This is a genomic window from Algoriphagus jejuensis (assembly GCF_039523455.1).
GTDB classification, from domain to species: Bacteria; Bacteroidota; Bacteroidia; order Cytophagales; family Cyclobacteriaceae; genus Algoriphagus; species Algoriphagus jejuensis.
The window spans coordinates 138,978-161,763 of the sequence record NZ_BAAAFI010000009.1 but is presented as its reverse complement, the minus strand read 5'-3'; the positions used below and the strand labels follow the sequence as shown (position 1 = coordinate 161,763).

The following is a 22,786-nucleotide window of genomic DNA, read 5'->3' as shown; positions in this document are numbered from 1 at the left end:
TCCGAAAATACAAAAGACGAATCAACAATCACGGCGCATTGTCCTGATTTTAGTCGGTATAACGTCTTTTACTTCTTCCAATCCTTACCCCGTCAATTCCCCGGTTTTGCGATTGTGAAATAGAACGTGGTGCCTTCACCATAGACCGATTCCAGCCAAATCTTACCTCCGAGACTTTCGATGATTTTCTTCACAATTGCGAGGCCCAGGCCGGTACCGGTAAATTCGTCCTTGGAGTGTAGGCGTTGAAAAATGAAGAAAATCTTATCGTAATATTCCGGCTTCACTCCTATCCCATTGTCTTTGACGGCGATCAGCCATTGGTTTTTTTCTTCCTTGCAGGAAATAGAAATCACCGGAGGCACATTGTTTCTACTGTACTTGAGCGCATTTCCGATGAGATTTTGAAAAATCTGCAGGATAGGTGACTTGAAGCCGGTGATCTTAGGTTTACCTTCGAAGCGAATCTTCGCCTTTTTCTCCTCAATCAGCTGAGACTGTAGTCGGGTAATCTCAAAAATCACCTCCTCCAGATTGATTTGCTCCAGCACTTTCTCCTCCTTGCCTACTCTGGAATACTCCAGCAGATCGAGGATAATCTGCCTCATGCGGATCGCACCATCCACGGCGAAATGGATGTACTGCTGAGCCTTTTCGTCAAGTTGGTGCCGGTACTTCCGGTCGAGCAGTGACAGAAAGCTGGACACCATCCGGAGTGGCTCCTGGAGATCGTGCGAGGCTACGTAGGCGAACTGCTCCAGCCCGGAGTTGGATATTGCGAGTTCATTCGCCTGGCGTTTTAGCTTTCCATTGAGTTTTTTCAGCGAGTTTTCGAAATCCTTCCGCTCTGTGATGTCCGCCATAGCGCCAATAATTCTGACCGGATTTCCGCTAGCATCTCTGGTAAAGATCGCCCGATCCATGACATAGGCGTAGGTCCCATCGGCCTTTCGGAAACGGTACTCCTCATTCCAGCTTATCGCCTCAGGATTAACATTGGTTTTTTTCATGCTGCCCAAGATCCGTTCGCGGTCCTTAGGGTGAATCCTATCGATAAAAAAAGAAAAAGTCGGTCGAAATTTTTCCGTATCGTATCCAAAAAGTGTTTCAAATCCCTTTCCCCAATATAATTTGTCCTCAGTGAGCTGAGCGTCCCAAATGGCATCATTGGTAGCCTCCGAAACCCTCTCAAAACGATCATTTGATTGGCGGATTTCTTCCTGGGCATTTTTGTTTTCGGTGACATCCTTGAAGTAAACCGTCAGCCCCGAGCTTGAAGGAAATGCAGAGACAGAAAACCAGATCTTTAATTCCTCAAAATAGTCCTCGAAGTAAACTGCCTTTCCTGTATAAAGCGCTTGCACATAATTATCGAAAAACAACCTCGATTTCTGTACAGAAAAGATGTCCCAAAGGTTTTTTCCAACAATTCGCTCACGCGGTATCCCAAGTAGGCTTTCCGCTTGCTTGTTCCAATAGGTTACGGTAAAGTCCCGGTTGACCGCAAAAAAGCCATCTCCGATACTTTCCAATATGGTGTTTCGCTCGAGCAACAGACTTTTGAGATTCAGTTCGGATACCTTGCGATCATGGATATCTTGAATAGTGCCATAAGCGTGGAGGGTTTTGCCTTTCACCCACTCTGCCTGTCCTATGCATCGGATCCACTTGTGCTCAAATAGGTCTGAGGCTATTTCCAATTCGACGTCAAATCCCTCTCCATTTTGAATCAGATTTTCGAAACTCTGCCTGGCAATCGCGCCGGATTCTCCCACAAATATCCGATAGATGTCGTCGAGCGCTCCACTGGAGCCGGAATTCAGCCCCAGTATTGTCCGCGTAGTAGAAGACCAGCTGAGCTGAAACGGGACCTCGGATAGGGCGAGTTCCCAGCTTCCAATCTTCGCCATCCGAGCAGATTGCTCCAGGAGGTTTTCCATATTCTTGCGATCGGTGACATCCATGATCAGGGCATCCCAAACGATAGTCCCGTCAGCCTTCTTATTGGGAATCCCCAGTCCCTCTCTCCACCTAACCTTACCGTCCAGGCTGAGTACTCGCCATTCGCTGTTCCATCTACTCAGTGTCCTGGCGGATTCCTCCACACTGGCTTTGACCATCTCCATCTCTCCACCCTGAGCCAGTTGCGACCAAAGCCGACTGCTGTCCGCCATGCACTCTTCTGGACTTAGTCCCAATAGTGCATTTGAACCCTTGCTGACATATCGGAATGCATCCGAACCGTCTGGGTTCAGTATATATTGAAAAATCACTCCTGGGATGCTGTCCGAAACTCCCTTGAGACGCTCCTCCATGAGTTTGCGCTCATGAATATCCTGGACAGAGCCAAAAATCCGAACACATTGCCCATTTACAAACTCCGCTTCCCCCATTGACCTAACCCAGCGCTCTTTGCCTGTTGCAGTGATAATCGGAGCCTCGAAATCAAATTTCTCTCCCTTTTCAACCGCCAAAGCAACTATTGCTTCGATCTCCTTTTGATAATCCTCCCTATAAAAACGGATTCCATTAGTAACATTAATGGTAAAATCGATCGGAACCTCGTGAATCTCACAGGTGATCGGTGACCAAGCCTGTATGCCGCTAGCCACGTCCAAGTCCCAACCACCGACTCGGGCTATCTTCGACGCATTAGTCAGCAGCACTTCCATCTTTTTAAATTCGGTCCGATCCCGCAGCACTCCAATCATCCGAACCGGCAGACCTTTTTCATCGCGGATGATGTAAGCAGATTCCTCTACGAACGCATATGTTCCGTCTTTCTTCAAAAAGCGAAACTCGTTTTGCCATTTGTAAGCGGACTTGTTTTCTAAAAATCTGATCCACTCCTCAGCCTTTTCCAGGTTGTCCGAGGGGTGCATCAGGCTGGTCCATTTATCGAGATTAAACTCCTCATGACTGAATTCATGACCAAACACCCGCCGGAAACTTTCACCCCAATGGAACCTGTCTTTTTGCACCTCCCACTCAAAAATGGCCTCATTGGTCGTTTTGTTGACCAGTTCATAGCGCTCATTGCTCAGCCGGATTTTTTCCAACTGATCAAACTGCGCCATCGAAAGCGATATCAAACGATGGGCCCGCTCCAATGCCTGAAGTTCTTTTGCCTCGACCTCTCTGATGGTAGCATAATAGTTGGCAATGGTGGCCACCACTCTACCCTGAGAGTCCACGATAGGGAAGGACCAACAAGCTCCTATCCCAAAGACTCTGGCCAAGTCTCGATGATTTTCCCATCGGGGATCATGAAATACATCGGTAGCAAAAACTTTCTCATTGAGAAATGCGGCAGTACCGCAGGAACCCTGATTTGGTCCAACTACCAAGCCATCTATACTGGAAAGTAACTCCTCGGGAAGACTGGGGGAAATGGCATTACACAACCGTCCGTCCACCACCCGAGAGAGGGAAGATTTCATGCCGGGGATCAGGGATTCGAGATCAACGAGATAGTTGCGGTACTGCTCGTTTTCAGGGATATTTCCCACTAGGCTGGATTCAATAAATTCCTTTTCGATTTCCAGGAGTTTTTGAAAAAAGTTAATCTCGCTGATGTCCATCATCGCTCCGACTACCCGGATCGCCTTTCCGGAGGCGTCCAACAGCTTGATCGATCGATCTCGAACGTGGGAATAGGTTCCGTCCCCCTTCCTCAACCGATATTCCCGGGTCCAAATCGTAACCTCTGGGTCTTCGACGGCTTCTCGAAACTCCATCATTGCCCGATCCAAGTCATCAAGATGGATGCGTTCATAGATCAACCGGTACTCGCTCTTCGACTTGTTAACTTTTATTCCGAAGGTTTCCTCAAAAGTCTCGCTGAGAAAGATGGACTTGGTTACCAAGTCGTAGTCGTATATACTTTCGGAGCCTGCTTTCAGCACTAATTGAAAGCGCTCGTTACTTTTTTCCAGGGCTTTTTGCGCTTTGATGAGATCGGTCACATCGGTTGAATTGACTACAACACCCTGGATATCGGGATCATCCAATAGGTTGGTCGCCACACTCTGAACCCACCGCCATCCATCCCTCCGATGCCTATACCTAAACGGCGCTGTTCGGACGGTCTTTGTTTTTAACAAATGCTGAAAATCTGACTGAATCCGCCTGAGATCTTCCGGATGGATCAACTCAAACGCTCCCTTCCCGATAATTTCCTTCTCCGTAAAACCGAAATAGGTCAAAAAATTGGGACTGAGGTAATCATATGTTGCCTCAGGACTGAGCACGGACACCAGGTCCGCTCCTTCTTGCGCAAGCTTTCGATATTTATTCTCGGTCCGTTTCCGCTCAACCTCCGCCAAAACCTGCTCCGAGACATCTTTGAAATTATAGATCAGCCCCCTGATGATTGGATCATCCAACAGGTTGGTCAGGGTACCGGAAATGTGGCGCCAGGTGCCGTCCGAATGCCTCATTCGCGAAATTGGCCCTTTGATGGCTTTTTTGGGGCTCTGAAGTGATTTCTGAAACCAGCCCTCAAACTGCTCCAAATCCTCGGCATTTACCAGTCTACTCAATGGCGTGGTCATTCTTTCCAAGGATTGAATTCCGAGCATTTTAGCCACCGACTCTGTCGAAAAATGAGGTATTCCTGCTTCGTTCAGTATAATAATGGCATCTTCACTGTTTTCGAGCAGAATCTGGAATCGCTTTTCCCGCACATAGATTTGCTCATGAGCGACCACCTGATCGGAGGTATCCTTGATGGTGCCGACCATCCAAGTCCCCTGATATTCTGCGGTGTTGCTTACAAATTCACCCTGCGCAAGAATCCAAACCCAATAGCCCTTTTTATGCTTCATCCGCAGCTCACATTCGTAACGCGGCAGTTCGCCGGATCGGTAGCCTTCCATTGCCTTCGTGGACTCTGCAACATCAGCCGGATGAACAAAATCCACACTCTTAGCTCTTGAAATCTCCCCCAACTCCCCGGGGGCGTACCCCAGTATCTGAGCCCATCTCTCACTATATCGAAACTCGTCTGTGTCAAGACAAATTTCCCAAATACCCACTTCAGCTTCGTCAATAATCTTATGCAGGCGTTTTTTTGCATCCCGAAGCGCCTCCTCCAAGCAGTGGAGTTTGGTACCTTTCTCGACTAGTTCATGCAGACTGACTGCTTGGTGGACAAGTTTTTTCAGAGACTCGAGCTGGGAATCACTCAATTCTCGGCTAGTCTGATCTAAGATACTGAGCCGTACACACGATTGCCCGTCGTGACTGGGGAGTGATATCGCCGCATAGAAACCCAGTTCCAAGTCGCCAATCTTTACCGGATTTTCGCTCAGTAAGGTGTCTTTTCCTACAGGGGTTGATGTCGATTCGTCAGTTGAGCTGGCGAAAAATTGATCAAGACCCGCCTCATCGAGCCCTGAAGTGGTAGTACTAAAAATGGAACGAATGGAATTTTTTCCCTCAGTCTCAATAGAGATCACCGAAATGGGGACTTGACAGATTGTCGCTGCCAAAAAAGTAAGGTCGTCATATTCACCATTGCGCATCTGGGAGCGCTGTGCGTTTGCATCCATTTCCTTCATTTTACTCCAATCGCTACCTATTTTTCACCTTCGTCCTGTCGCTGCGGGCCAATATTTCCCTATCGCCGTTTTGGCCAAACTGCCGGATGATTTGCTTGAAATATAAACATTAATGATAGGTTTCATTTTAAAAAATTCCATTTCAAAGCAATCTCAATTCAGGATTTGCCCACGACTTTTTTGGTTCCAAACGAGAATTTTCACCAACTTGAATTGATCTGATTTGAACCATATCCATGTTGGATCTACTTCCATGAATCGTGTCCTCCCCAACCTGATTTCCATCTTCCTCGGCTTCACCTTTTGGACCGCCGGGATGGTCAAGCTCTACGCCGGGCATCAGTTCATTGGCTGGATCGGCCCACCCTGGTTGGTCGAGCGCCTGGCGGAGTTTGATCTTGGCCTGTATGCGAGTTTCATCGCTGTTTGCCAGATTACAATTGGCTTTATGCTGCTGACAACCCGATATAAACTACTGGGAGGAATCATGATGATTCCGATGATCCTAAACATCCTGATGGTGACGATCTCACAGCATTGGAGAGGTACCCCTTATGTACTTGCCGCATTCCTGGCAATGGACTTGTACCTGCTGTGGCAATACCGGGACTTCTTTTGGCCACTCCTCGAGGAGGGTGAAAATGGAGGTAAACTCAGACACAGAAAACCCAAATCCTTACAGGGTCACCTGACCTGGTTGGCAGGCCTGGGACTTCAATTGCTGTCCGTCCCCGCTTCCTTTCTGAATCTCCCGCTCGCCTTCTCACTCGCAGGCGCGGGGGTGATTATTGGGGTATTAAGTTTTAGAATTGATTTGATTTTACGGGGGAAAACAGCCCGACAATCCCTAAATTAGAACCAAACCCAAAACCACAAAAACTATGTTCGTAAATCCCTATCTCAATTTTGACGGCAAAGCCGAAGAAGCCATGACCTTTTACAAATCCCTCTTGGGAGGTGAATTTGAAGGTGGTGTCAGCTATTTCGGTGATGCGCCCGGCATGGAACTGCCCGAGGATGAGAAAACCCGCGTCATGCACATCTCTCTAAAAGTAAGCGACCAAGTCACTATTATGGCCAGCGACATCGCTCCGTCCATGGGACATACCTTGACCAAAGGCAATCACAACTACATTTCTCTGGCACCGGACTCCAAGGAAGAAGGTGAGCGGATTTTCAGAGGGCTCTCTGAAGGAGGTTCCATCGAAATGAACTATGAAAAAACCTTCTGGGGAGCGTATTTTGGGAGTTTTGTGGACAAATACGGCATTGGCTGGATGATCAATTATACGCTAAAGCCGGACGAAGAGTAATGATAGACGTTTGCAGTGTTCAGTCGCAGTATTCAGTCACTGCAGCCTGCGACTGAGCACCAAACGTCGCACCCTGCAAGCCGCCGGATTGGGATAAGCCTACTTCCTTTCTAACTTGCGCCATCTTTAAGTCTAAAAATCTAACGTCTAGTGTCCACACCGAAACGTCTCGCCATCCTCGCCTCCGGCAGCGGCTCCAATGCCGAGAAAATTATGGAGTACTTCCAGCACTCCGACAAAGCCGAAATCGCTTTGATCGCTTCCAATAAACCTGATGCCTTTGTGCTGGAGCGGGCCAAGAAGTTTGATGTACCGACTTTTACTTTTTCCCGCAAGGAAATGGACGCGGGAATCCTGCTGGAAAAACTCCAAGCCGAAACCATCGACTGGGTGATCCTCGCAGGCTTTCTGCTGAAAATCCCCGATCACCTCACCCAAGCCTATTCCGACAAGATGGTCAACATCCATCCCGCCCTGCTACCCAAGTATGGAGGCAAGGGCATGTACGGGAGCTTTGTCCACGAAGCAGTCAAAGCAGCCGGAGACACCGACACGGGCATCACCATCCACCTGGTCAACGAGCACTACGATGAGGGTAAGATCATCTTTCAGGCTTCGACCCCAATTTCACCACTAGACACAGCAGATACGATCGCCGACAAAGTCCACGCCTTGGAACACGAACACTTTCCAAGGGTGGTTGGAGAATTGGTGGGCGCGTAAGGTTTGTGAGAGGTAAGTGACAAAATTGGAGAAGGATTTACGGTGGATTTTACGGAGAGGCATTTCCACCCCAGTTCTCCTATTTCCACAGATTGTATTTAAAACCCTTTCTGGTGCATGGTATAGTCAAGAGGAAATTCAACGGGGGCAATGAAAATAAAATTCTATAAGCTATGAAAGACTTGATTGCGGCGCTGAGTGTAATGTTAGTACTGGTGACTGGCATGAGCTGGGCACAAAAGGTAGAAAGGCCGAATATCATCCTGATTATGGCGGATGACCTAGGCTGGGGAGATGTTGGCTTCAACGGCAATAAAGTTATCATGACCCCAGGCTTGGATAAAATGGCGTCCTCAGGAGTGGTTCTCGATCGTTTCTATGCTGCCGCCCCAGTTTGCTCACCGACTCGGGGAAGTTTTTTAACAGGTCGGCACCCATTCCGCTATGGGATCTACTTTGCCAATGTCGGTTTTCTAAAAGCACAGGAAATAACGTTGGCAGAGGAATTAAAGAAACAAGGATATACCACCGGACATTTTGGGAAATGGCATCTGGGAGCTATCTCAGATTCAATTCCTGATGGCAGACGTGGAGGCATTGGCACAACAGTTCAGGCTACACCCTGGGACAATGGTTTTGACGTGAGCTTCTCCACAGAACAGGCAGTCCCAACTTGGAACCCGATGGAAGACCAGTCGCTTCAGCAACCAACACGGTATTGGACTGGGCCTGGGGTTTATGAAACGGAAAACTTGGAAGGTGACGATTCACGGGTAATCATGGATCGCGTCATTCCCTTTATTGAGGACGCAGCAGCGAGCGACCAACCCTTTTTTACGGTGATCTGGTTCCACACGCCGCATTCACCCGTGGTTGCAGGGCCTGAATACCGCAAAATGTATCAGCAGTATGACGAGGACAAACAACACTATTACGGCTCGATAACGGCGATGGATGAGCAGATTGCGCGCCTGCAGGAGGAGTTGAATAGAATGGGAGTTGATAAAAACACCCTAATTGGTTTTTGCTCTGACAATGGGCCCGCAGGCGAAGGAGGAGGGATCGCCCAACACCCTGGAAAAAGACAACAGGGTACAAGTGGAGGCTTCAGAGGAAGAAAAGGATCCCTGTATGAGGGTGGCGTCAGAGTACCCGCCTTTATGGTATGGCCAGGACACCTAGAGGCAGCTACGCGCACTAGCCTTCCTGGCGTTACCTGCGATTATTTCTCAACAATCTTGAATGTCCTAGGAATAAAGCTGCCCGATAGCAGACCATACGACGGGATGGACCTGGTAAAGGCTCTGAAAACAAATGAAACGGAGCGGGAAGGATTTATCGGATTCCAAAGCGAAAAACAAAAATCGCTGGTAACTCAGCAATACAAGCTAATTACGATTGACGGGTTAACCTACGAGCTATATGACTTGATGCAGGACCCACACGAAACCAAGGATATCGCAGCGGCAAACCCGAAAGTTGTAGCCGAAATGAAACAACAACTGGAAGACTGGATTGCGTCCTGCACAAACAGCGATAATGGGAATGATTATTCACCCAGTCCCAACGATTGAATGACCATTGCAGCGGGCCAAGAATAAGGTTTTGGCTTTTACACCGAAGAGGATAAACGCGCTTGTGCGATAGAGGAAAAGGATCGGTTTGAATCCCTTTCTGCTTACGCGTGCCCTAGGGGATTGCATTCCCAGACTCCGACCAAGCCGAATTCACCTTGCTAGTCAGCAACAAAGCGGAGGCTTTCGTCTGGAGCGCACCAAAAAATTCAACGTACCCACCTTTACTTTTTCCCGCAAGGAAATGGACGCGGGAATCCTGCTGGAAAAACTTCGAGCCGAAACCATCGACTGGGTGATCCTCGCAGGCTTTCTGCTGAAAATCCCCGATCACCTCACCCAAGCCTATTCCGACAAGATGGTCAACATCCATCCCGCGCTACTGCCCAAGTACGGAGGAAAGGGCATGTACGGGAGCTTTGTCCACGAAGCAGTCAAGGCCGCCGGCGACACCGAAACGGACATCACCATCCACCTGGTCAACGAGCATTACGACGAGGGCAGGATCATTTTTCAGGCTTCGACCCCGCTCACCGCAGATGACACGCCCGACACGATAGCTGAGAAAGTCCATGCTTTGGAGCATCGGTACTTTCCGGAGGTGGTTGCCAGCCTGCTTTGATCTCCCGGTCTTCGATGTTCGATGTTCCTTATTCGATAGTTAGGAAGACGTACTACCGACAGCATCCACAATCAGGCAGCGCCGCACCGTCTTCGGCCGTCCCTCCGTATCTCTTCCTCACACTCAGCTTAGGATTTCATTGTCTACCAAAGACTTGCAGCTGAGCGGAAAGAAGCCTAAATTCTGCTTAGCTACAAACTTTTTTACAGCATGAAAACCATTTTTGTCAAAAACGGAGCGGTTCGAAAAAAACCCGTGATACTGTTGGAGTTTTCTTTTGATTTTGAACTCAAAGAACTGGTAAAAACCATCGAAGGAGCAGACTGGAATCCCGCACTGAAAGCCTGGACTGTCCCCTACGCTGAGTTGATCTTGCCAGAACTGCTCCGTCTTTTCAAAGGAAAAGCATGGATCGACTATTCTGGATTCAACAAATTGAAAATGGAGCCGATACCGCAGGAGCTACCAGCGATTGACCCCAAACTGGAAATGGAAATCGGCCATTTTGTTGACTGGATGCGCAACAGACGCTACTCCGAATCCACGATCAAAAACTATTCGGGCGGACTCAGCCTATTCTTCCGCTTCACTGCCAGTAAAAATCCGGCAGAAATCACCAACGAAGATTTGGAATCTTTTCATAAAGATTATATCATTAGTAGAAAATATTCTACGTCCTTTCAATCCTTAGTAATCAATGCGGTAAAGCTGTATTTCTCGAATCGACTCAAGCGCAAGCTCGAACCTATCGAGATCGAGCGCCCCAAGCAACCCAGACTTTTGCCCCATGTACTTAGCAAAGAAGACGTGAAAGCCATCCTTGATGCCCATCAAAATATAAAACATCGCGCTATGCTGAGTCTGATCTATGCCTGTGGCCTGAGACGGTCGGAGCTATTGAACCTCACCACCGACCACATAGACTCCAAGAGAGGCATGCTGCGCGTAGCGCAGGGCAAAGGCAAAAAAGATCGGATGGTACCCATCAGCGAAAAAATGCTGGAGCTCCTTCGAGAATACTATAAATACGAAAAACCAAAGATTTACCTGTTTGAAGGACAAACCCCCGGAGAAAAATACAGCGAAGGGAGCCTACAAAAAGTCCTCAAATCGGCATTACAAAAAGCTAAAATCAAAAAACCGGTGACGCTTCATTGGCTACGCCACTCGTATGCTACTCATCTGTTGGAGTCTGGTACAGACTTGCGCTTTATTCAGGAACTCTTGGGGCATAACTCCAGCAAAACGACTGAGATCTATACCCATGTCAGTCAAAAAAGTCTACAAAAGATCCGAAGTCCCTTCGATGATCTATGAAAATAAACATCACCAAAGGTACATCTACACAGCCAAATCTGGCCGATAGATGGACAAAAGGTAAAGCAATAAACAAGTTACCTGCAAGCATAGTGAGACCAGTTACAACCATATTGACAATTTTGACATTGACACTTTTCGTTGCTTGTAACGAAACGACAACTGAAAATAAAAGAAGTATGACGCCAACAGAAAAGCTTAAATCCCTTTTGACAGAAAAATATGTTTCCGAAGACGGGGACGAATACAAGATAGAACTTAAAGAAGGTTTGACCGACCAACAAATAGACGAATTAGCAAAAGGACTTCCAACAGGACAAGTTCCGACCGAAATTAGAGTGTTGCTGAAATTTGCAAGTGGTTTTGAATTTTTCGGACTTGAAGAAGTGACATTTGACGGTGTAGGACAATTTGGCTTTGAAGAGTTTTTTCCGAATTCAGTTCAACTTGCTGGAGACGGATTTGGAAATTTTTGGATTTTAGACGTTGACAAAAACGGAAATTGGGGTAACGCATTTTATGTGTGCCACGACCCGGCAGTAATTGTAAAACATTCAGACAACTTAACGCAATTTATAGAACACGTTAACGAATTTGGGAAAAACGGCAATAAATCAAACCTTGACATAATCCATGAAAAAGTGGTTATGGACATTTGGAGCAAAGACAATAGATTTATTGAACTTGAAACGGCAAGACATTCAAGCGACACCATTTTGAAAAACTTTGCTTTAGCACTTCCTGACAATTTTGTAATAGCCGACTTGAGAAACAAACAAAATCAAAGCGGATTTGCTTGGGGAAAATTCGGACCTAACATTGACAAAGCAAAACGACACGAAACCGAATTGATTTGGGGAATTGAAAAGCCAGTAAAGAAAGGACTTATATCAAAACTATTTGGACGATAATAACAAACGAACATAGAATGCCAGCAGGTAACAGCACATTTGCAATAGGCGGGGTTTCTTGCTCCGCAGACAGTTTTGCGGTAACAGAAAATTCAGTTCTCCGAATGAACATTTGTGCTGTAAATCCCGCCCATCGCAAATCTGCAAAACGTTGTGTGTAATTTGAAGAAACCTAAATAACTAGCAATTCAATCAAAGACAAAGTGAGTATATTCTCTTATCATTTAATCGAACTTCCATTTTTTGAAGCAGTAAGGAGAATATTCTCAAGTCCGATTGCCAAAGACACTAAAGGACTTATCCATTCCGAATACATGACTGCAATGACCTTAGGGTCTCCCATCTTTTCGACTTCTCGAGTTTTGATAGGAAAAGTAGCGGTCTTTATGCAATGGGAAAATGAACATGCACTTGAAAGCTATTTGGAACAGGACAGTTTTGGAAGAACTTTAGCAAAAGGTTGGCATGTGCGTTTGTCGTTTGTCAGAGAATGGGGAAAGTTTAGCGGATTTAAAATTCCAAATGACAAAGACCAATTAGAAAGTCCAAATTCTCCTGTTGTTGCCGTTACAATAGCAAGAATGAAACCTTTGGCAGTTCCTAGATTTATACATTGGGGAAGGCCTGTTGAGAAGCTTGTTAGAGACCACCCAGGAACAACTTTATCGTTAGCCTCAGTTAAATTCCCAAACACAGTCTCTACCTTTTCAATTTGGAAATCTGAAAAAGAAATGACCGATATGGTGCATGGTCATAGTAAAGTGGAAAAACCGAAAAGGCATTCAAACGCAATGCAAGAAAGAGAAAGAAAAGACTTTCATTTTGAGTTTACCACACTTCGATTTAAGCCTTTAGCGGAATTTGGAAAATGGAAAGGTCAATCGAATTTTATTCCCACTAATTAAACCTTGTCTGTGTAGATGGGAATAGCTAGGAAAAATCAAAGCATTCAGGATTGGATTACTCAACAATGGGTTATACTGTTTGGACAAAGAATTGACAATAAAAATTATCAATGGCTTTTAGGACCATTTGGTGGAACAAAAGGAATAGGGATAAAATTCGTTGAGCAGTTAGCTAAAGATGAGAGTTTAGTAATTGATAGCCAAAGAAAAGGCAAAGGACTACTTGATTCAATTCTGAATCTAGGACTGTCACAAACTGAACTAAAAAGGCTATCTCCAAACGTAATTGACTTCTATGAAAACACATCAAATTATGACCTGCTTCTAAAGGCAAAATGGAACCCATTTTTCAAAATTTTCGGTACTTTAATAAAAAGTGTCTTCAGTAGGAGAATTGAACAACTGAATGTTCCCATTGAAAACATAGAAGATGCATCAGGCCTAACGAATGAAATAACTAAACTAGTCGATACAAATACAAATGAAGTTAAAAGGACTATTTGGCTCAGGACTTTCAAATCAACAGGTCGAGTTGTGTACTCAGGAGTTTATGAGACATGCTCTTTGCCAAACAAACAGATTTGTATCAAGGCTATTTTTCCTTTACCAAACGGAAACGCAACGGTGATATTAACTCCTAGTGTTGGCAAAAATGGAGAACTCATTTTAGATTCTTCGGGACAAAAAATTGGAGATAGTGGATTTTACTTTTTGCTTGTGGATTCCAAAGGACGATTATGGAGTAAATTTATCAAGTCCTTCAAAGACAAATTAGTCGTAAAAAGCATAAATGATAGAATTACCGCGACACAGACTTTGACTTTGTGGAATTTTAAAGTTCTTGAATTTGAATATGAAATAAAAAAAACTACACACAACAACTAGGTTTTCGTGCGGCTTGCAAAGCCAAGCATGAAACCGCTGTTGCACGAAACCGGTGAGGTTCCTATGGGGATTGAGTCGGGATTTTCTGGGGGGATTTAGGTTTCCAATTGGATAAAAAAGTAAACTCCCGCTCCGGCAGGCAGCGTCCACAACTAAATTTCGATGCTGCCAGGATTGCGAATGTGCAGGTTTCTCTATATTCGACACGAAGGTATATTCGCATCGCTTTTGATTGCCCAGACGTTTACCTCACCACGTCCCATCCGCGAGTAAGAGCAATAGGCAAGTGGATCTTATTCGTCCAAACGTTCAAAAAAATGAGTGATTACGGAAGAAGGAAATTTATCAAACTTTCCGCCGCAGGTCTGGCGAGCACGCTTTGGGCACCCTTGATCCAAAAGGCTTTGGCTGTGGAGGCACACAACGCAACGAGGTCGATCCAGGACGTAAAACACGTCGTCATCCTCATGCAGGAAAACAGATCCTTTGACCATTACTTCGGAGCTAAAAAAGGAGTTCGGGGCTTTGGAGATCGGTTTCCGATACCCTTGGCCAGCGGACAGCGGGCCTTTCACCAATCGGATGGAGAGCAGATCGTCCCTCCCTATCGTGCGCATGGAAAGACTTCCAACGCCGCCATGATCAAAGGCACGCCCCACGATTTTTCAGATATGCAGGCCGCTTGGAACCAGGGCAAATACGGGTTTTGGCCCCAGTTTAAAACGCCCTACTCCATGGCCTATTACACACGGGAAGAGATTCCCTTCCAATATGCCTTGGCAGAAGCATTTACAATCTCCGATGCCCATCACTGCTCGGTAGCCACAGGCACTGATCCCAATCGGATCGTCTTCTGGTCCGGCTCCAACTTTGATCCCGAAAAGCGCGCCGCAGGAATCAACTGCACCGACCTGGACTCAGAGCCCTGCAATGTCCGCTGCTGGATAACCGGTGCAGAGCCCGACCCCGGCTACACCTACAACCTCAATGGGTTCAAATGGCCGACCATCCCGGATGTCCTGGAGGAAGGCGGAGTCAGCTGGCGGATCTATCAGGATCCAAATGATAACTGGACGGGTGCTATGCACGGGTGTTTGGCCTTCGATTCCTTCAGAAACGCCAAACAAGGATCTCCGGTCTACGAAAAGGGCATGCGGCACTTTTCCATCAAAGACCTGCAAATGGATGTCGAAAACAACCAGCTTCCGGAGGTCAGCTGGATACTCCCTTCAAAAGCCGACTCCGAGCATCCGGGCGCTCCTTCGAGCCCGTACCGCGCGGGATACTTTACCCAGCAGGTTTTGGAAGCGCTGACGAGCAATCCCGAGGTTTGGAGCAAGACTGTTTTTTTTCTGTCATTCGACGAAAACGACGGCCTGTTCGACCACGTGCCTGCCCCGGCAGTTCCATCGTACAACAACGACAATTCACTCGCAGGAAAATCGACGCTTCCGGTGGAGGGCATGTATTTCCACAACGACAAGGGAACAGAGGAATTTCTCCTCCATGACGGAAAAAGCAAACGGATCTATCAAGATAAGCGGGACACCATTTCAGGCCCAATTCGCCCTTGGGGCATGGGGCCTCGCGTGCCGCTTTACGTTATTTCGCCTTGGAGCAAAGGGGGTTGGGTTCATTCCGAAGTCGCCGACCATACCTCTGTGGCACAGTTTATCGAGAAGCGATTTGGTGTGACTGTGCCGGCGATCTCGCCATGGCATCGAGCCGTCAGCAGTGACCTGATCTCAGCGTTCGACTTTCAGTCGCCCAACGATCCCACCTTCCCCACCCTGCCCGACATGTCAGACTTTCAGCAGCGGGACGAGGCTTCCAAATTGCTTCCCCGAGCCGAAGCACCGGAACAACCCACTCAGCTCTTTCAGGAAAAAGGCTCCGTCTTCTCCAGATCGCTGTCGTACGCGCTGTATTGCCATGCCCTGCCCTTGCCTGACAAGCAGCAAATTCAACTCAGTTTTGACAACCAGGGAAAGAAAGGAGCGGTCTATCACGTGTACGACATGAACAACCTGGAGCGTATTCCCAGAAGATATACCGTCGAAGCTGGCAAACAGATTCGGGACGAATGGGATCTGAGGGAAAAATCGGGAAGTTATCATTTGGAGGTCTTTGGACCCAATGGCTATTTCCATTCGTTCAGGGGATCAGTTCATGCCGCAGAACCTCTCGTTCGCATCGAGCATGATCGTAGGAAAGGAGGGCTTCACATTCACTGCGAAAATCCGGGGAAAGACCCGATCCAGGTAAGAGTCCTAGACAAAACCTACGGATACGGACAGCCGGAAGTACTTTCGATTTCTCCCGGGAAAAGTAAAAAAATGTATCAGCAGCTGTCGAAAAGCGGCAATTGGTATGACTATTCCATTACTACTTCAAACGGGATGGAGTATCGATTGGCAGGAAGGGTCGAAACCTTCAAACCCGGCATCACCGACCCTGCGATGGCGCAGCATTTGGGATGAGCATGGAGTGAATACACCCATGAAAATTGGGTAGAAGCCTCTGTTGCTTTGAATATCGTTGACAATTGAGCTAAACCAAACTGCTATGAGAAAGATACTTGCAGCCATCAACATGACACTTGACGGATTTTGCGACCACATGGCAATAGCTCCAGACGAGGAAATACATCAACATTACCAGGAATTGTTGGGTGATGCAGATGCGATTCTGTACGGCAGAGTCACCTATCAATTGATGCAGTTTTGGCAAACACTCGCCGAAAATCCTTCCGGTGAAAAATCAATGGACGACTTTGCTACGGCTATGGACAAAATTCCAAAAATTGTCTTTTCACATACGCTGAAAGATACAGACCCCATGATCACGGGTTGGGAAAGTGCCGAATTGTCAGCTCAATCCCTTGAAGAAAAAGCTTTAGAACTCAAGCAAAAATCGGGTAAGGACATTTTTGTAGGTAGTCGTAGTTTAATCATACAACTGATGAACCTTAAACTGATCGACGAGCTCCAACTTTGTGTTCATCCTGTTGTCGCAGGAGGCGATTTGCCTTTATTCGAAAAAATCAGCGACAGGACTAGCCTCAAGCTCATTAAGACCAAAACCTTTGGTGGCGGCGCAGTAGTGCTTTACTACGAACCGGCAAAAGAATGAGGTGTCGTCCTAGAAAAGATCCGAGGTCTTTGAAAGACCGAAAATTCCCAGCTCTCAACAACTGATCGCATGGAAGCTATATTTCACTATTTTCAAATAAAAGCCCCACTTACCAAAGTATTTGAGGGGATTTCAACACCCAAAGGTCTGGACCTCTGGTGGAGCAAGGTCGCTACAGGAAAACCTGCGCTGGGAGAACTTTACATGCTCTCCTTCGGACCAGGATACGATTGGTCGGCGGTCGTTTCAAAATACGTCCTTGAAAAAGAATTTGAACTCACCATCACGGATGCTGATCCCGACTGGACAGACACCAAAGTTGGGTTTACGTTGACTTCCAAGAATCATACGACAGATGTACACTTCTACCATACCGGCTGGAAAGAAAGCAATGAACACTACAGAATTTCCAATTACTGCTGGGCAATGTATCTGAGAATATTGAAACGCAACTTGGAGTTTGGAGAAGAAGTCGCCTACGAGGACAGGCTCCATGCATAATCAACGCATAAAAGGAACCTGTGCAGTTCCGGTCTATCCCTAGTTACAGCACCTATTTATCGCATTCGCATTCATCACTACAGAGACACGGTCAGACCTACCCTTTCCTACATTTTTTTTTAACTTGGCTCAATCCAGAACATCGCCGCAAGCCAATGCTCAAACTTTTCAGATCCATCCGGAAGGGACTGCTATCAGAAAATAAGCTCAGCAAGTACCTGGTTTATGCCCTTGGGGAAATCATCCTCTTGGTGATCGGCATCTTGATCGCCCTTGCGATCAACAACCTAAACCAGGATCGAATCAAAGAAAAAAACGAACAAATCTACCTGCTGGGACTGAGGGAAGAATTTCAATTCAGTAAAGCAAAGCTGGAGGAGCTGATCGCTGTAAACAAGGCAAATTTTGAAGGCGCGAAACAAATCCTGGAACATAGCTCCAGCCCAACAAATGATCTTGACGAAAGGGACTTTTCCCGGCTGATGTACGCCTCACTTTCCATGGACATTGCTTTCAATCCCAACAATTCCCTGCTGACCGAAATGATCAACTCGGGGAATCTGAAGAACATCTCCAATCCCGTTCTGAGAATCTTGTTGACCAATTGGATCGCCACGCTGGAAGACATCGAGAGGCAGGAGCGGGATTTGGGAATCCAGCGGGAGCGCGTGCTTGACCTCTTTCGCAGGAATGAATACAGCCTAAAAACCATCCTACTCCATACTGGCTTGTACGAAGAATTCGGATTTCCGGACAGCGGATCCCATCACAGCAATTTGAGCCTCATGGAATCCAGGGAATTTGAAAACAATATGCTGATGTTCATCCTAACGAGTGCGGCAACAGAAACAGCACACTACGAGCCGTTGATGCAAGACCTGGAGGACATCCAGGCCTTGATCGACGCGGAAATAGAGTAGGCGGTGACTTATACCAGTGTCACCAGCTCCTCTTTTGGCGTTCGGACTTTTTTCATGGTTACGAGCCAGTCTTTGGTTTCGTCCCGATAGCCCAGAGGCAGAACGATGGCGCTTCGAAGCCCTTTTTCGCTCAAGTTGAGGATTTGGTCGACCTCGGCATTGTCAAAGCCTTCCATGGGTGTAGAATCCACTTCCTGTTCCGCAGCAGCGACCAGCGCACTGCCTAGGGCAATGTAGGCTTGCTTGGCGGCATGGTGAAAATTTTCCTCGGCCGATTTGGCTGACATCATACCGATCAGGCGAGTTCGATAGGCGTCCGTCGCACTGTTTGGCAATCCTCTTTCTTGGTTATTTCTTTCAAAAACCCGGTTGATGCGCTCTTCGGTGTACTGATCCCAGGCAGCAAACACGAGCACGTGGGAGGCATCGGTTACCTGGCTTTGGTCAAAAGCAGCGGCGCGGATCTTTTGCTTGACTTCGGGATTGGTGACGACCAACACTTCATAGGGTTGGAGTCCCGAGGAGGAGGCGCTCAGCCGGATGGCTTCGAGGATGTAGTCGACTTTTTCTTGCGGCACCGCTTGCCCATTCATGGCTTTGGTCGCGTAGCGCCATTTCAGGTTTTGGATTACGTTCATAACAGTTGGTTGAATGTTTGTACTTTTTATGTATATACATTATTAAACCACTCCCCACTTTAGAATAGTTCCAATGGACATAAGAATGTGCTTTGGCTTCATTGACAAACCAAAATGGCAAGGGAGCAGCAGAGGCAATGCTCATTTCAAGAAGGAACCCGCGCTAGCTCTCGGCTGTTCTTTGGCTGGTTCAAATGCCATTTTCGCTTAGAAAGGCTATCTTTCTTTTTGATGCTCCCCCTATGAGTTCGGAATCCATCTCCCCGCAGGTCAAAAAAGTCCTCCCCGGCATCCTGGCCACTTCCATTTTTATGCAGATGCTGGATTCGACAATCCTAAACACATCTCTGCCGGCCATAGCCAAAGACCTCAACGAATCTCCGCTGAACATGCAGAATGCCATCATCAGCTACGTGTTGACCTTAGCCTTGCTGATGCCGGTAAGTGGTTTTTTGGCGGATAAATTCGGCACCAGAAAAATCTTCATCATGTCTTTGGTGCTTTTCGCCTTGGGTTCGCTAGCCTGTTCGCTTTCTCAAAACCTGAACCAGCTTGTCTTGTCCCGGGTTTTGCAGGGAATCGGAGGCAGCATGATGACTCCGGTCGGCCGACTCACTCTGATCAAAACCTACCCAAAAAACGAGCTCGTTCAGGCAATGAATTTTGCCATCATCCCTGCGCTGATCGGTCCCGTCTTGGGCCCACTCGTGGGCGGGTATATGGTGGATTATCTGAGTTGGCATTGGATATTTCTGATCAACATTCCCATAGCCCTGGTCGGAATCGCGCTGAGTTTGAAATTCATGCCCGACTTTCGCTCCACGCTCCTGAACTTTGATCTGAAAGGCTTTTTGATCTTTGGTGCTGCCTCGTTTTCGCTTTCAGTTTCGCTGGAATTGCTTGGAAATACGATCCAACTGACGCCGATTTTGATGGGCTTGACATTAGGATTCTTGATGCTGTACTTCTATTACCGGCACGCGAAAAGAGAGGGAAACCCGATCTTTCCACTGAATCTTTTCCAGGTCCGTACTTTCCGTGTCGGCATCGTGGGCAATCTGGCGACAAGGCTCGGAATCAGTTCCGTCCCCTTGCTTTTACCCCTCATGATCCAAATCGCCTACGGTGAATCCGCAGTCACCTCAGGATGGATCGTGGCACCAATGGCACTTACAGCAATGTTTGGCAAGTCAGTTGTAATCGGTATTCTCGATAGATTCGGCTACAGAAATACGCTGATGACCAACACCTTTGTAATAGGGCTACTGATTTGCGCTTTTGCATTGCCTGGAATTAATACGTCGATTTATTGGCATTTGCCGATCATCGCCCTGCTCGGATTTTTCAACTCCATCCAATTCACCTCGATGAATTCGATCACACTCGCTAACCTGCGGAATTACCACACGAGCAGCGGCAATTCCCTGATTTCTGTCAATCAACAACTCGCAATTGGATTCGGGGTGGCCTTTGGATTGATCATTCTGAAGCTTTTTGAGGGAGATGTGAAGCTGATCCAAAACGAAATCCACAATGCCTTCCGCTATACTTTTCTGGTGATCGGCAGCTTAACAGTACTTTCTGGCCTGGTATTCCGACGCTTACATTTCAGGGACGGAGACAATCTGAAGGCTTGATTTTTAAGTATTTCCCAGTGGAAAAAGCGATTACTCCGAAATTCCGGGAAGGTCAGAATGCAGCCTGAGACTTGACACCAGTTAAATTCCAAAAACCACTTTTCCATCGCCCGGATTTTCTAATTCCCCTTCCAGCGTTTTTTTCTACCTTTGCCCACTTATCAGAAACCCTCCAAATCCATTCTCAAATGGCGACAAAGAAAATTCAATCTGCCCTCATCTCGGTTTACTACAAGGACAACCTCGAACCCATCATCGCACTGCTTAAACAGCATGGCGTAAAAATCTACTCCACCGGTGGGACTCAGAAGTTTATCGAAGAACAAGGTGCAGAAGTGATTCCTGTCGAAGATCTGACCAGCTATCCATCAATCTTTGGAGGTCGCGTGAAGACCCTACACCCGAAGATTTTCGGCGGAATTCTGCAGAGAAGAGACCACGAGGGTGATCTTGGACAGGCAATCGAATACGACATTCCTGCGATCGACCTGGTGATAGTGGACTTATATCCATTTGAAGAAACCGTGGCTTCAGGAGCTTCCGAGGCCGACATCATCGAAAAAATCGACATTGGGGGAATTTCCCTCATTCGCGCCGCTGCCAAAAACTTCAAGGATGTGATCATCATCGCATCCAAAAACCAATACACCGAGCTTGAAGCCAAACTTGCCGCAAAGGACGGGGGAACCACTGTCGAAGACCGCCGCTACTTCGCCGCACAGGCTTTCCAGGTCTCTTCCAACTACGACACGCATATCTTCAATTACTTCAACCAGGCCGAAAGCATCCCGGCTTTGAAAGTATCAGAGACGAAAGCAAAAGCACTCCGATATGGAGAAAACCCGCACCAAGCCGCTCATTTCTATGGCGACATGGAGGCCCTTTTTGACCAGTTGAATGGCAAGGAGCTTTCCTACAACAACCTGGTGGACGTGGACGCTGCGGTGAACCTGATCGCAGAATTCGAGGGAGAAACAGCCTTTGCCATCCTGAAACATACCAATGCCTGTGGCGTGGCGTTGGCTCCAACGGTGCAGGAAGCCTACAAGAAGGCTTTCGAAGCCGACACCACTTCCGCCTTTGGCGGAGTGCTGGTAACCAACCAGACGGTAGACAAAGCTGCCGCTGAGGAGATGCATTCGCTTTTCTTCGAAGTGCTGATCGCTCCTGACTTTACCGAGGAAGCTTTGGAAGTATTGAAAGGAAAGAAAAACAGAATTCTACTTCGTCAGAAGATGGCCTTGCCAGGAACCAAGATGATCAAAACCCTCCTGAACGGCGTGATCGAGCAGGACAAGGATTTGGCTACAGAAACCAAAGCAGACTTCAAAACCGTCACCAAAGTTGCTCCAACAGAGCAGGAACTGGACGCGCTGGTATTTGCTGCGAAGGTCTGCAAGCACACCAAGTCCAACACCATCATACTGAGCAACGACACCCAGTTGTTTTCCTCAGGCGTAGGCCAGACTTCCCGTGTGGACGCGCTTCGTCAGGCGATCATCAAGGCCAAGGAATTTGGTTTTGAGCTGAAAGGTGCCGTGATGGCTTCCGATGCTTTCTTCCCATTCCCGGACTGCGTGGAGATTGCGCACGAGGCAGGAATCACCGCTGTAGTTCAGCCAGGCGGATCGATCAAAGATCAGGACAGCATTGCCTTCTGCGACGCGCATGGCATGGCCATGGTGATGACCGGTGTGAGACATTTCAAACATTAAGTATCTAGTATCTAGACGTTAGTATCAAGATTTTAGAATCAAGATGCTAGAGCCGAGAGCCAAGAAAGCCCTTCTGAAAGCAATTTCGGAAGGGCTTTTTGTATATTGGAGTATGGGGAAGTATGAAAAGCTTTTACTCAAAATTCTGTTAATCCCATTACTCCATGGCCACAAAAATTGGCTGGATTACGAAGAAAAACTGTTCATTCTTACCGGAAACCCAAACAAATAATTTTGTATTTATGAACAAAGGCAAGTAATCATGACCGTTATCATCAACAAATCGAATTCGAAACACACCCTTGAGATCCTTAGCAAAAAGCTCAAAAAGTCGCCAAAAAAAGGAAATCTGATCAAGCATTTCGGAAAACTGAAGAGAGATATCGACGGGCTAGATTATCAAATTTCCGTGAGAGAAAATGAAGATTGACT

General features: G+C 47.1%; 17 protein-coding genes. 15 read left to right on the top strand and 2 right to left on the bottom strand.

Annotated elements, in window-relative coordinates; all coding sequences use genetic code 11:
* Positions 1 to 92: 92 nt before the first annotated feature.
* Positions 93 to 5,552, bottom strand: a complete 5,460-nt coding sequence (locus tag ABD031_RS10855) for a PAS domain-containing protein (RefSeq protein ID WP_343851279.1) — start codon at positions 5,550 to 5,552, stop codon at positions 93 to 95.
* A 262-nt stretch (positions 5,553 to 5,814) separates the two neighbouring features.
* Between ABD031_RS10855 and ABD031_RS10850 the strand changes: the two genes are divergently transcribed.
* The 13 genes from ABD031_RS10850 to ABD031_RS10790 all read left to right on the top strand — a co-directional run bounded on the left by ABD031_RS10850 (position 5,815) and on the right by ABD031_RS10790 (position 18,364).
* Positions 5,815 to 6,417, top strand: coding sequence for a hypothetical protein (locus ABD031_RS10850; RefSeq protein ID WP_343851277.1), 603 nt, complete (start codon positions 5,815 to 5,817; stop codon positions 6,415 to 6,417).
* A 25-nt stretch (positions 6,418 to 6,442) separates the two neighbouring features.
* A complete protein-coding gene (locus tag ABD031_RS10845; protein WP_343851275.1) occupies positions 6,443 to 6,874 on the top strand; it encodes a VOC family protein in 432 nt (143 codons plus the stop codon).
* A 150-nt stretch (positions 6,875 to 7,024) separates the two neighbouring features.
* Positions 7,025 to 7,597, top strand: a complete 573-nt coding sequence (gene purN, locus ABD031_RS10840; protein WP_343851273.1) for a phosphoribosylglycinamide formyltransferase — start codon at positions 7,025 to 7,027, stop codon at positions 7,595 to 7,597.
* 173 nt (positions 7,598 to 7,770) lie between these two features.
* A complete protein-coding gene (locus tag ABD031_RS10835; protein ID WP_343851271.1) occupies positions 7,771 to 9,171 on the top strand; it encodes a sulfatase family protein in 1,401 nt (466 codons plus the stop codon).
* A gap of 88 nt (positions 9,172 to 9,259) precedes the next feature.
* A complete protein-coding gene (locus ABD031_RS10830; protein ID WP_343851270.1) occupies positions 9,260 to 9,793 on the top strand; it encodes a formyltransferase family protein in 534 nt (177 codons plus the stop codon).
* A gap of 210 nt (positions 9,794 to 10,003) precedes the next feature.
* Entirely contained in the window at positions 10,004 to 11,110 is a 1,107-nt protein-coding gene (gene xerA / locus ABD031_RS10825; RefSeq protein ID WP_343851268.1) for a site-specific tyrosine recombinase/integron integrase, read from the top strand.
* Complete coding sequence (locus ABD031_RS10820) at positions 11,107 to 12,021, top strand: SMI1/KNR4 family protein (RefSeq protein ID WP_343851266.1); 915 nt, start codon at positions 11,107 to 11,109, stop codon at positions 12,019 to 12,021. Before xerA ends, ABD031_RS10820 begins: the two co-directional genes overlap by 4 nt.
* Positions 12,022 to 12,224: 203 nt before the next feature.
* Complete coding sequence (locus ABD031_RS10815) at positions 12,225 to 12,926, top strand: hypothetical protein (RefSeq protein ID WP_343851264.1); 702 nt, start codon at positions 12,225 to 12,227, stop codon at positions 12,924 to 12,926.
* 15 nt (positions 12,927 to 12,941) lie between these two features.
* Complete coding sequence (locus ABD031_RS10810; RefSeq protein WP_343851262.1) at positions 12,942 to 13,811, top strand: hypothetical protein; 870 nt, start codon at positions 12,942 to 12,944, stop codon at positions 13,809 to 13,811.
* Between the two features lie 317 nt (positions 13,812 to 14,128).
* Positions 14,129 to 16,291: a phosphocholine-specific phospholipase C gene (locus ABD031_RS10805; RefSeq protein WP_343851260.1), complete on the top strand. Its 2,163-nt coding sequence runs from the start codon at positions 14,129 to 14,131 to the stop codon at positions 16,289 to 16,291.
* A gap of 85 nt (positions 16,292 to 16,376) precedes the next feature.
* Positions 16,377 to 16,943 (top strand): dihydrofolate reductase family protein, encoded by a 567-nt coding sequence (locus ABD031_RS10800; RefSeq protein WP_343851258.1) that lies wholly within the window; start codon positions 16,377 to 16,379, stop codon positions 16,941 to 16,943.
* Between the two features lie 69 nt (positions 16,944 to 17,012).
* On the top strand, positions 17,013 to 17,444 hold the full coding sequence (locus ABD031_RS10795) for an SRPBCC family protein (protein ID WP_343851256.1): 432 nt from the start codon (positions 17,013 to 17,015) through the stop codon (positions 17,442 to 17,444).
* A gap of 155 nt (positions 17,445 to 17,599) precedes the next feature.
* Positions 17,600 to 18,364, top strand: coding sequence for a DUF6090 family protein (locus tag ABD031_RS10790; RefSeq protein ID WP_343851254.1), 765 nt, complete (start codon positions 17,600 to 17,602; stop codon positions 18,362 to 18,364).
* Between the two features lie 8 nt (positions 18,365 to 18,372).
* On the opposite strand, the gene ABD031_RS10785 is transcribed toward ABD031_RS10790, so the two are convergent.
* Positions 18,373 to 19,002 carry an NAD(P)H-dependent oxidoreductase gene (locus tag ABD031_RS10785; RefSeq protein WP_343851252.1) on the bottom strand — a complete coding sequence of 210 codons (630 nt, stop codon included), beginning with the start codon at positions 19,000 to 19,002 and terminating at the stop codon, positions 18,373 to 18,375.
* Between the two features lie 242 nt (positions 19,003 to 19,244).
* On the opposite strand from ABD031_RS10785, the gene ABD031_RS10780 reads away from it, so the two are divergent.
* Positions 19,245 to 20,639, top strand: a complete 1,395-nt coding sequence (locus ABD031_RS10780; RefSeq protein WP_343851250.1) for an MFS transporter — start codon at positions 19,245 to 19,247, stop codon at positions 20,637 to 20,639.
* Positions 20,640 to 20,827: 188 nt separating this feature from the next.
* Positions 20,828 to 22,354 carry a bifunctional phosphoribosylaminoimidazolecarboxamide formyltransferase/IMP cyclohydrolase gene (gene purH / locus ABD031_RS10775; protein WP_343851248.1) on the top strand — a complete coding sequence of 509 codons (1,527 nt, stop codon included), beginning with the start codon at positions 20,828 to 20,830 and terminating at the stop codon, positions 22,352 to 22,354.
* The last annotated feature ends 432 nt before the right edge of the window (positions 22,355 to 22,786 follow it).

What these genes read in the sequence shown, in the direction of transcription:
- ABD031_RS10855 (WP_343851279.1), bottom strand. Translation starts at nt 5,552, where the DNA reads ATGGATGCAAACGCACAGCGCTCCCAGATGCGCAATGGTGAATATGAC.
- ABD031_RS10850 (WP_343851277.1), top strand. Translation starts at nt 5,815, where the DNA reads ATGAATCGTGTCCTCCCCAACCTGATTTCCATCTTCCTCGGCTTCACC.
- ABD031_RS10845 (WP_343851275.1), top strand. Translation starts at nt 6,443, where the DNA reads ATGTTCGTAAATCCCTATCTCAATTTTGACGGCAAAGCCGAAGAAGCC.
- ABD031_RS10835 (WP_343851271.1), top strand. Translation starts at nt 7,771, where the DNA reads ATGAAAGACTTGATTGCGGCGCTGAGTGTAATGTTAGTACTGGTGACT.
- xerA (WP_343851268.1), top strand. Translation starts at nt 10,004, where the DNA reads ATGAAAACCATTTTTGTCAAAAACGGAGCGGTTCGAAAAAAACCCGTG.
- ABD031_RS10820 (WP_343851266.1), top strand. Translation starts at nt 11,107, where the DNA reads ATGAAAATAAACATCACCAAAGGTACATCTACACAGCCAAATCTGGCC.
- ABD031_RS10810 (WP_343851262.1), top strand. Translation starts at nt 12,942, where the DNA reads ATGGGAATAGCTAGGAAAAATCAAAGCATTCAGGATTGGATTACTCAA.
- ABD031_RS10805 (WP_343851260.1), top strand. Translation starts at nt 14,129, where the DNA reads ATGAGTGATTACGGAAGAAGGAAATTTATCAAACTTTCCGCCGCAGGT.
- ABD031_RS10800 (WP_343851258.1), top strand. Translation starts at nt 16,377, where the DNA reads ATGAGAAAGATACTTGCAGCCATCAACATGACACTTGACGGATTTTGC.
- ABD031_RS10795 (WP_343851256.1), top strand. Translation starts at nt 17,013, where the DNA reads ATGGAAGCTATATTTCACTATTTTCAAATAAAAGCCCCACTTACCAAA.
- ABD031_RS10790 (WP_343851254.1), top strand. Translation starts at nt 17,600, where the DNA reads ATGCTCAAACTTTTCAGATCCATCCGGAAGGGACTGCTATCAGAAAAT.
- ABD031_RS10785 (WP_343851252.1), bottom strand. Translation starts at nt 19,002, where the DNA reads ATGAACGTAATCCAAAACCTGAAATGGCGCTACGCGACCAAAGCCATG.
- ABD031_RS10780 (WP_343851250.1), top strand. Translation starts at nt 19,245, where the DNA reads ATGAGTTCGGAATCCATCTCCCCGCAGGTCAAAAAAGTCCTCCCCGGC.
- purH (WP_343851248.1), top strand. Translation starts at nt 20,828, where the DNA reads ATGGCGACAAAGAAAATTCAATCTGCCCTCATCTCGGTTTACTACAAG.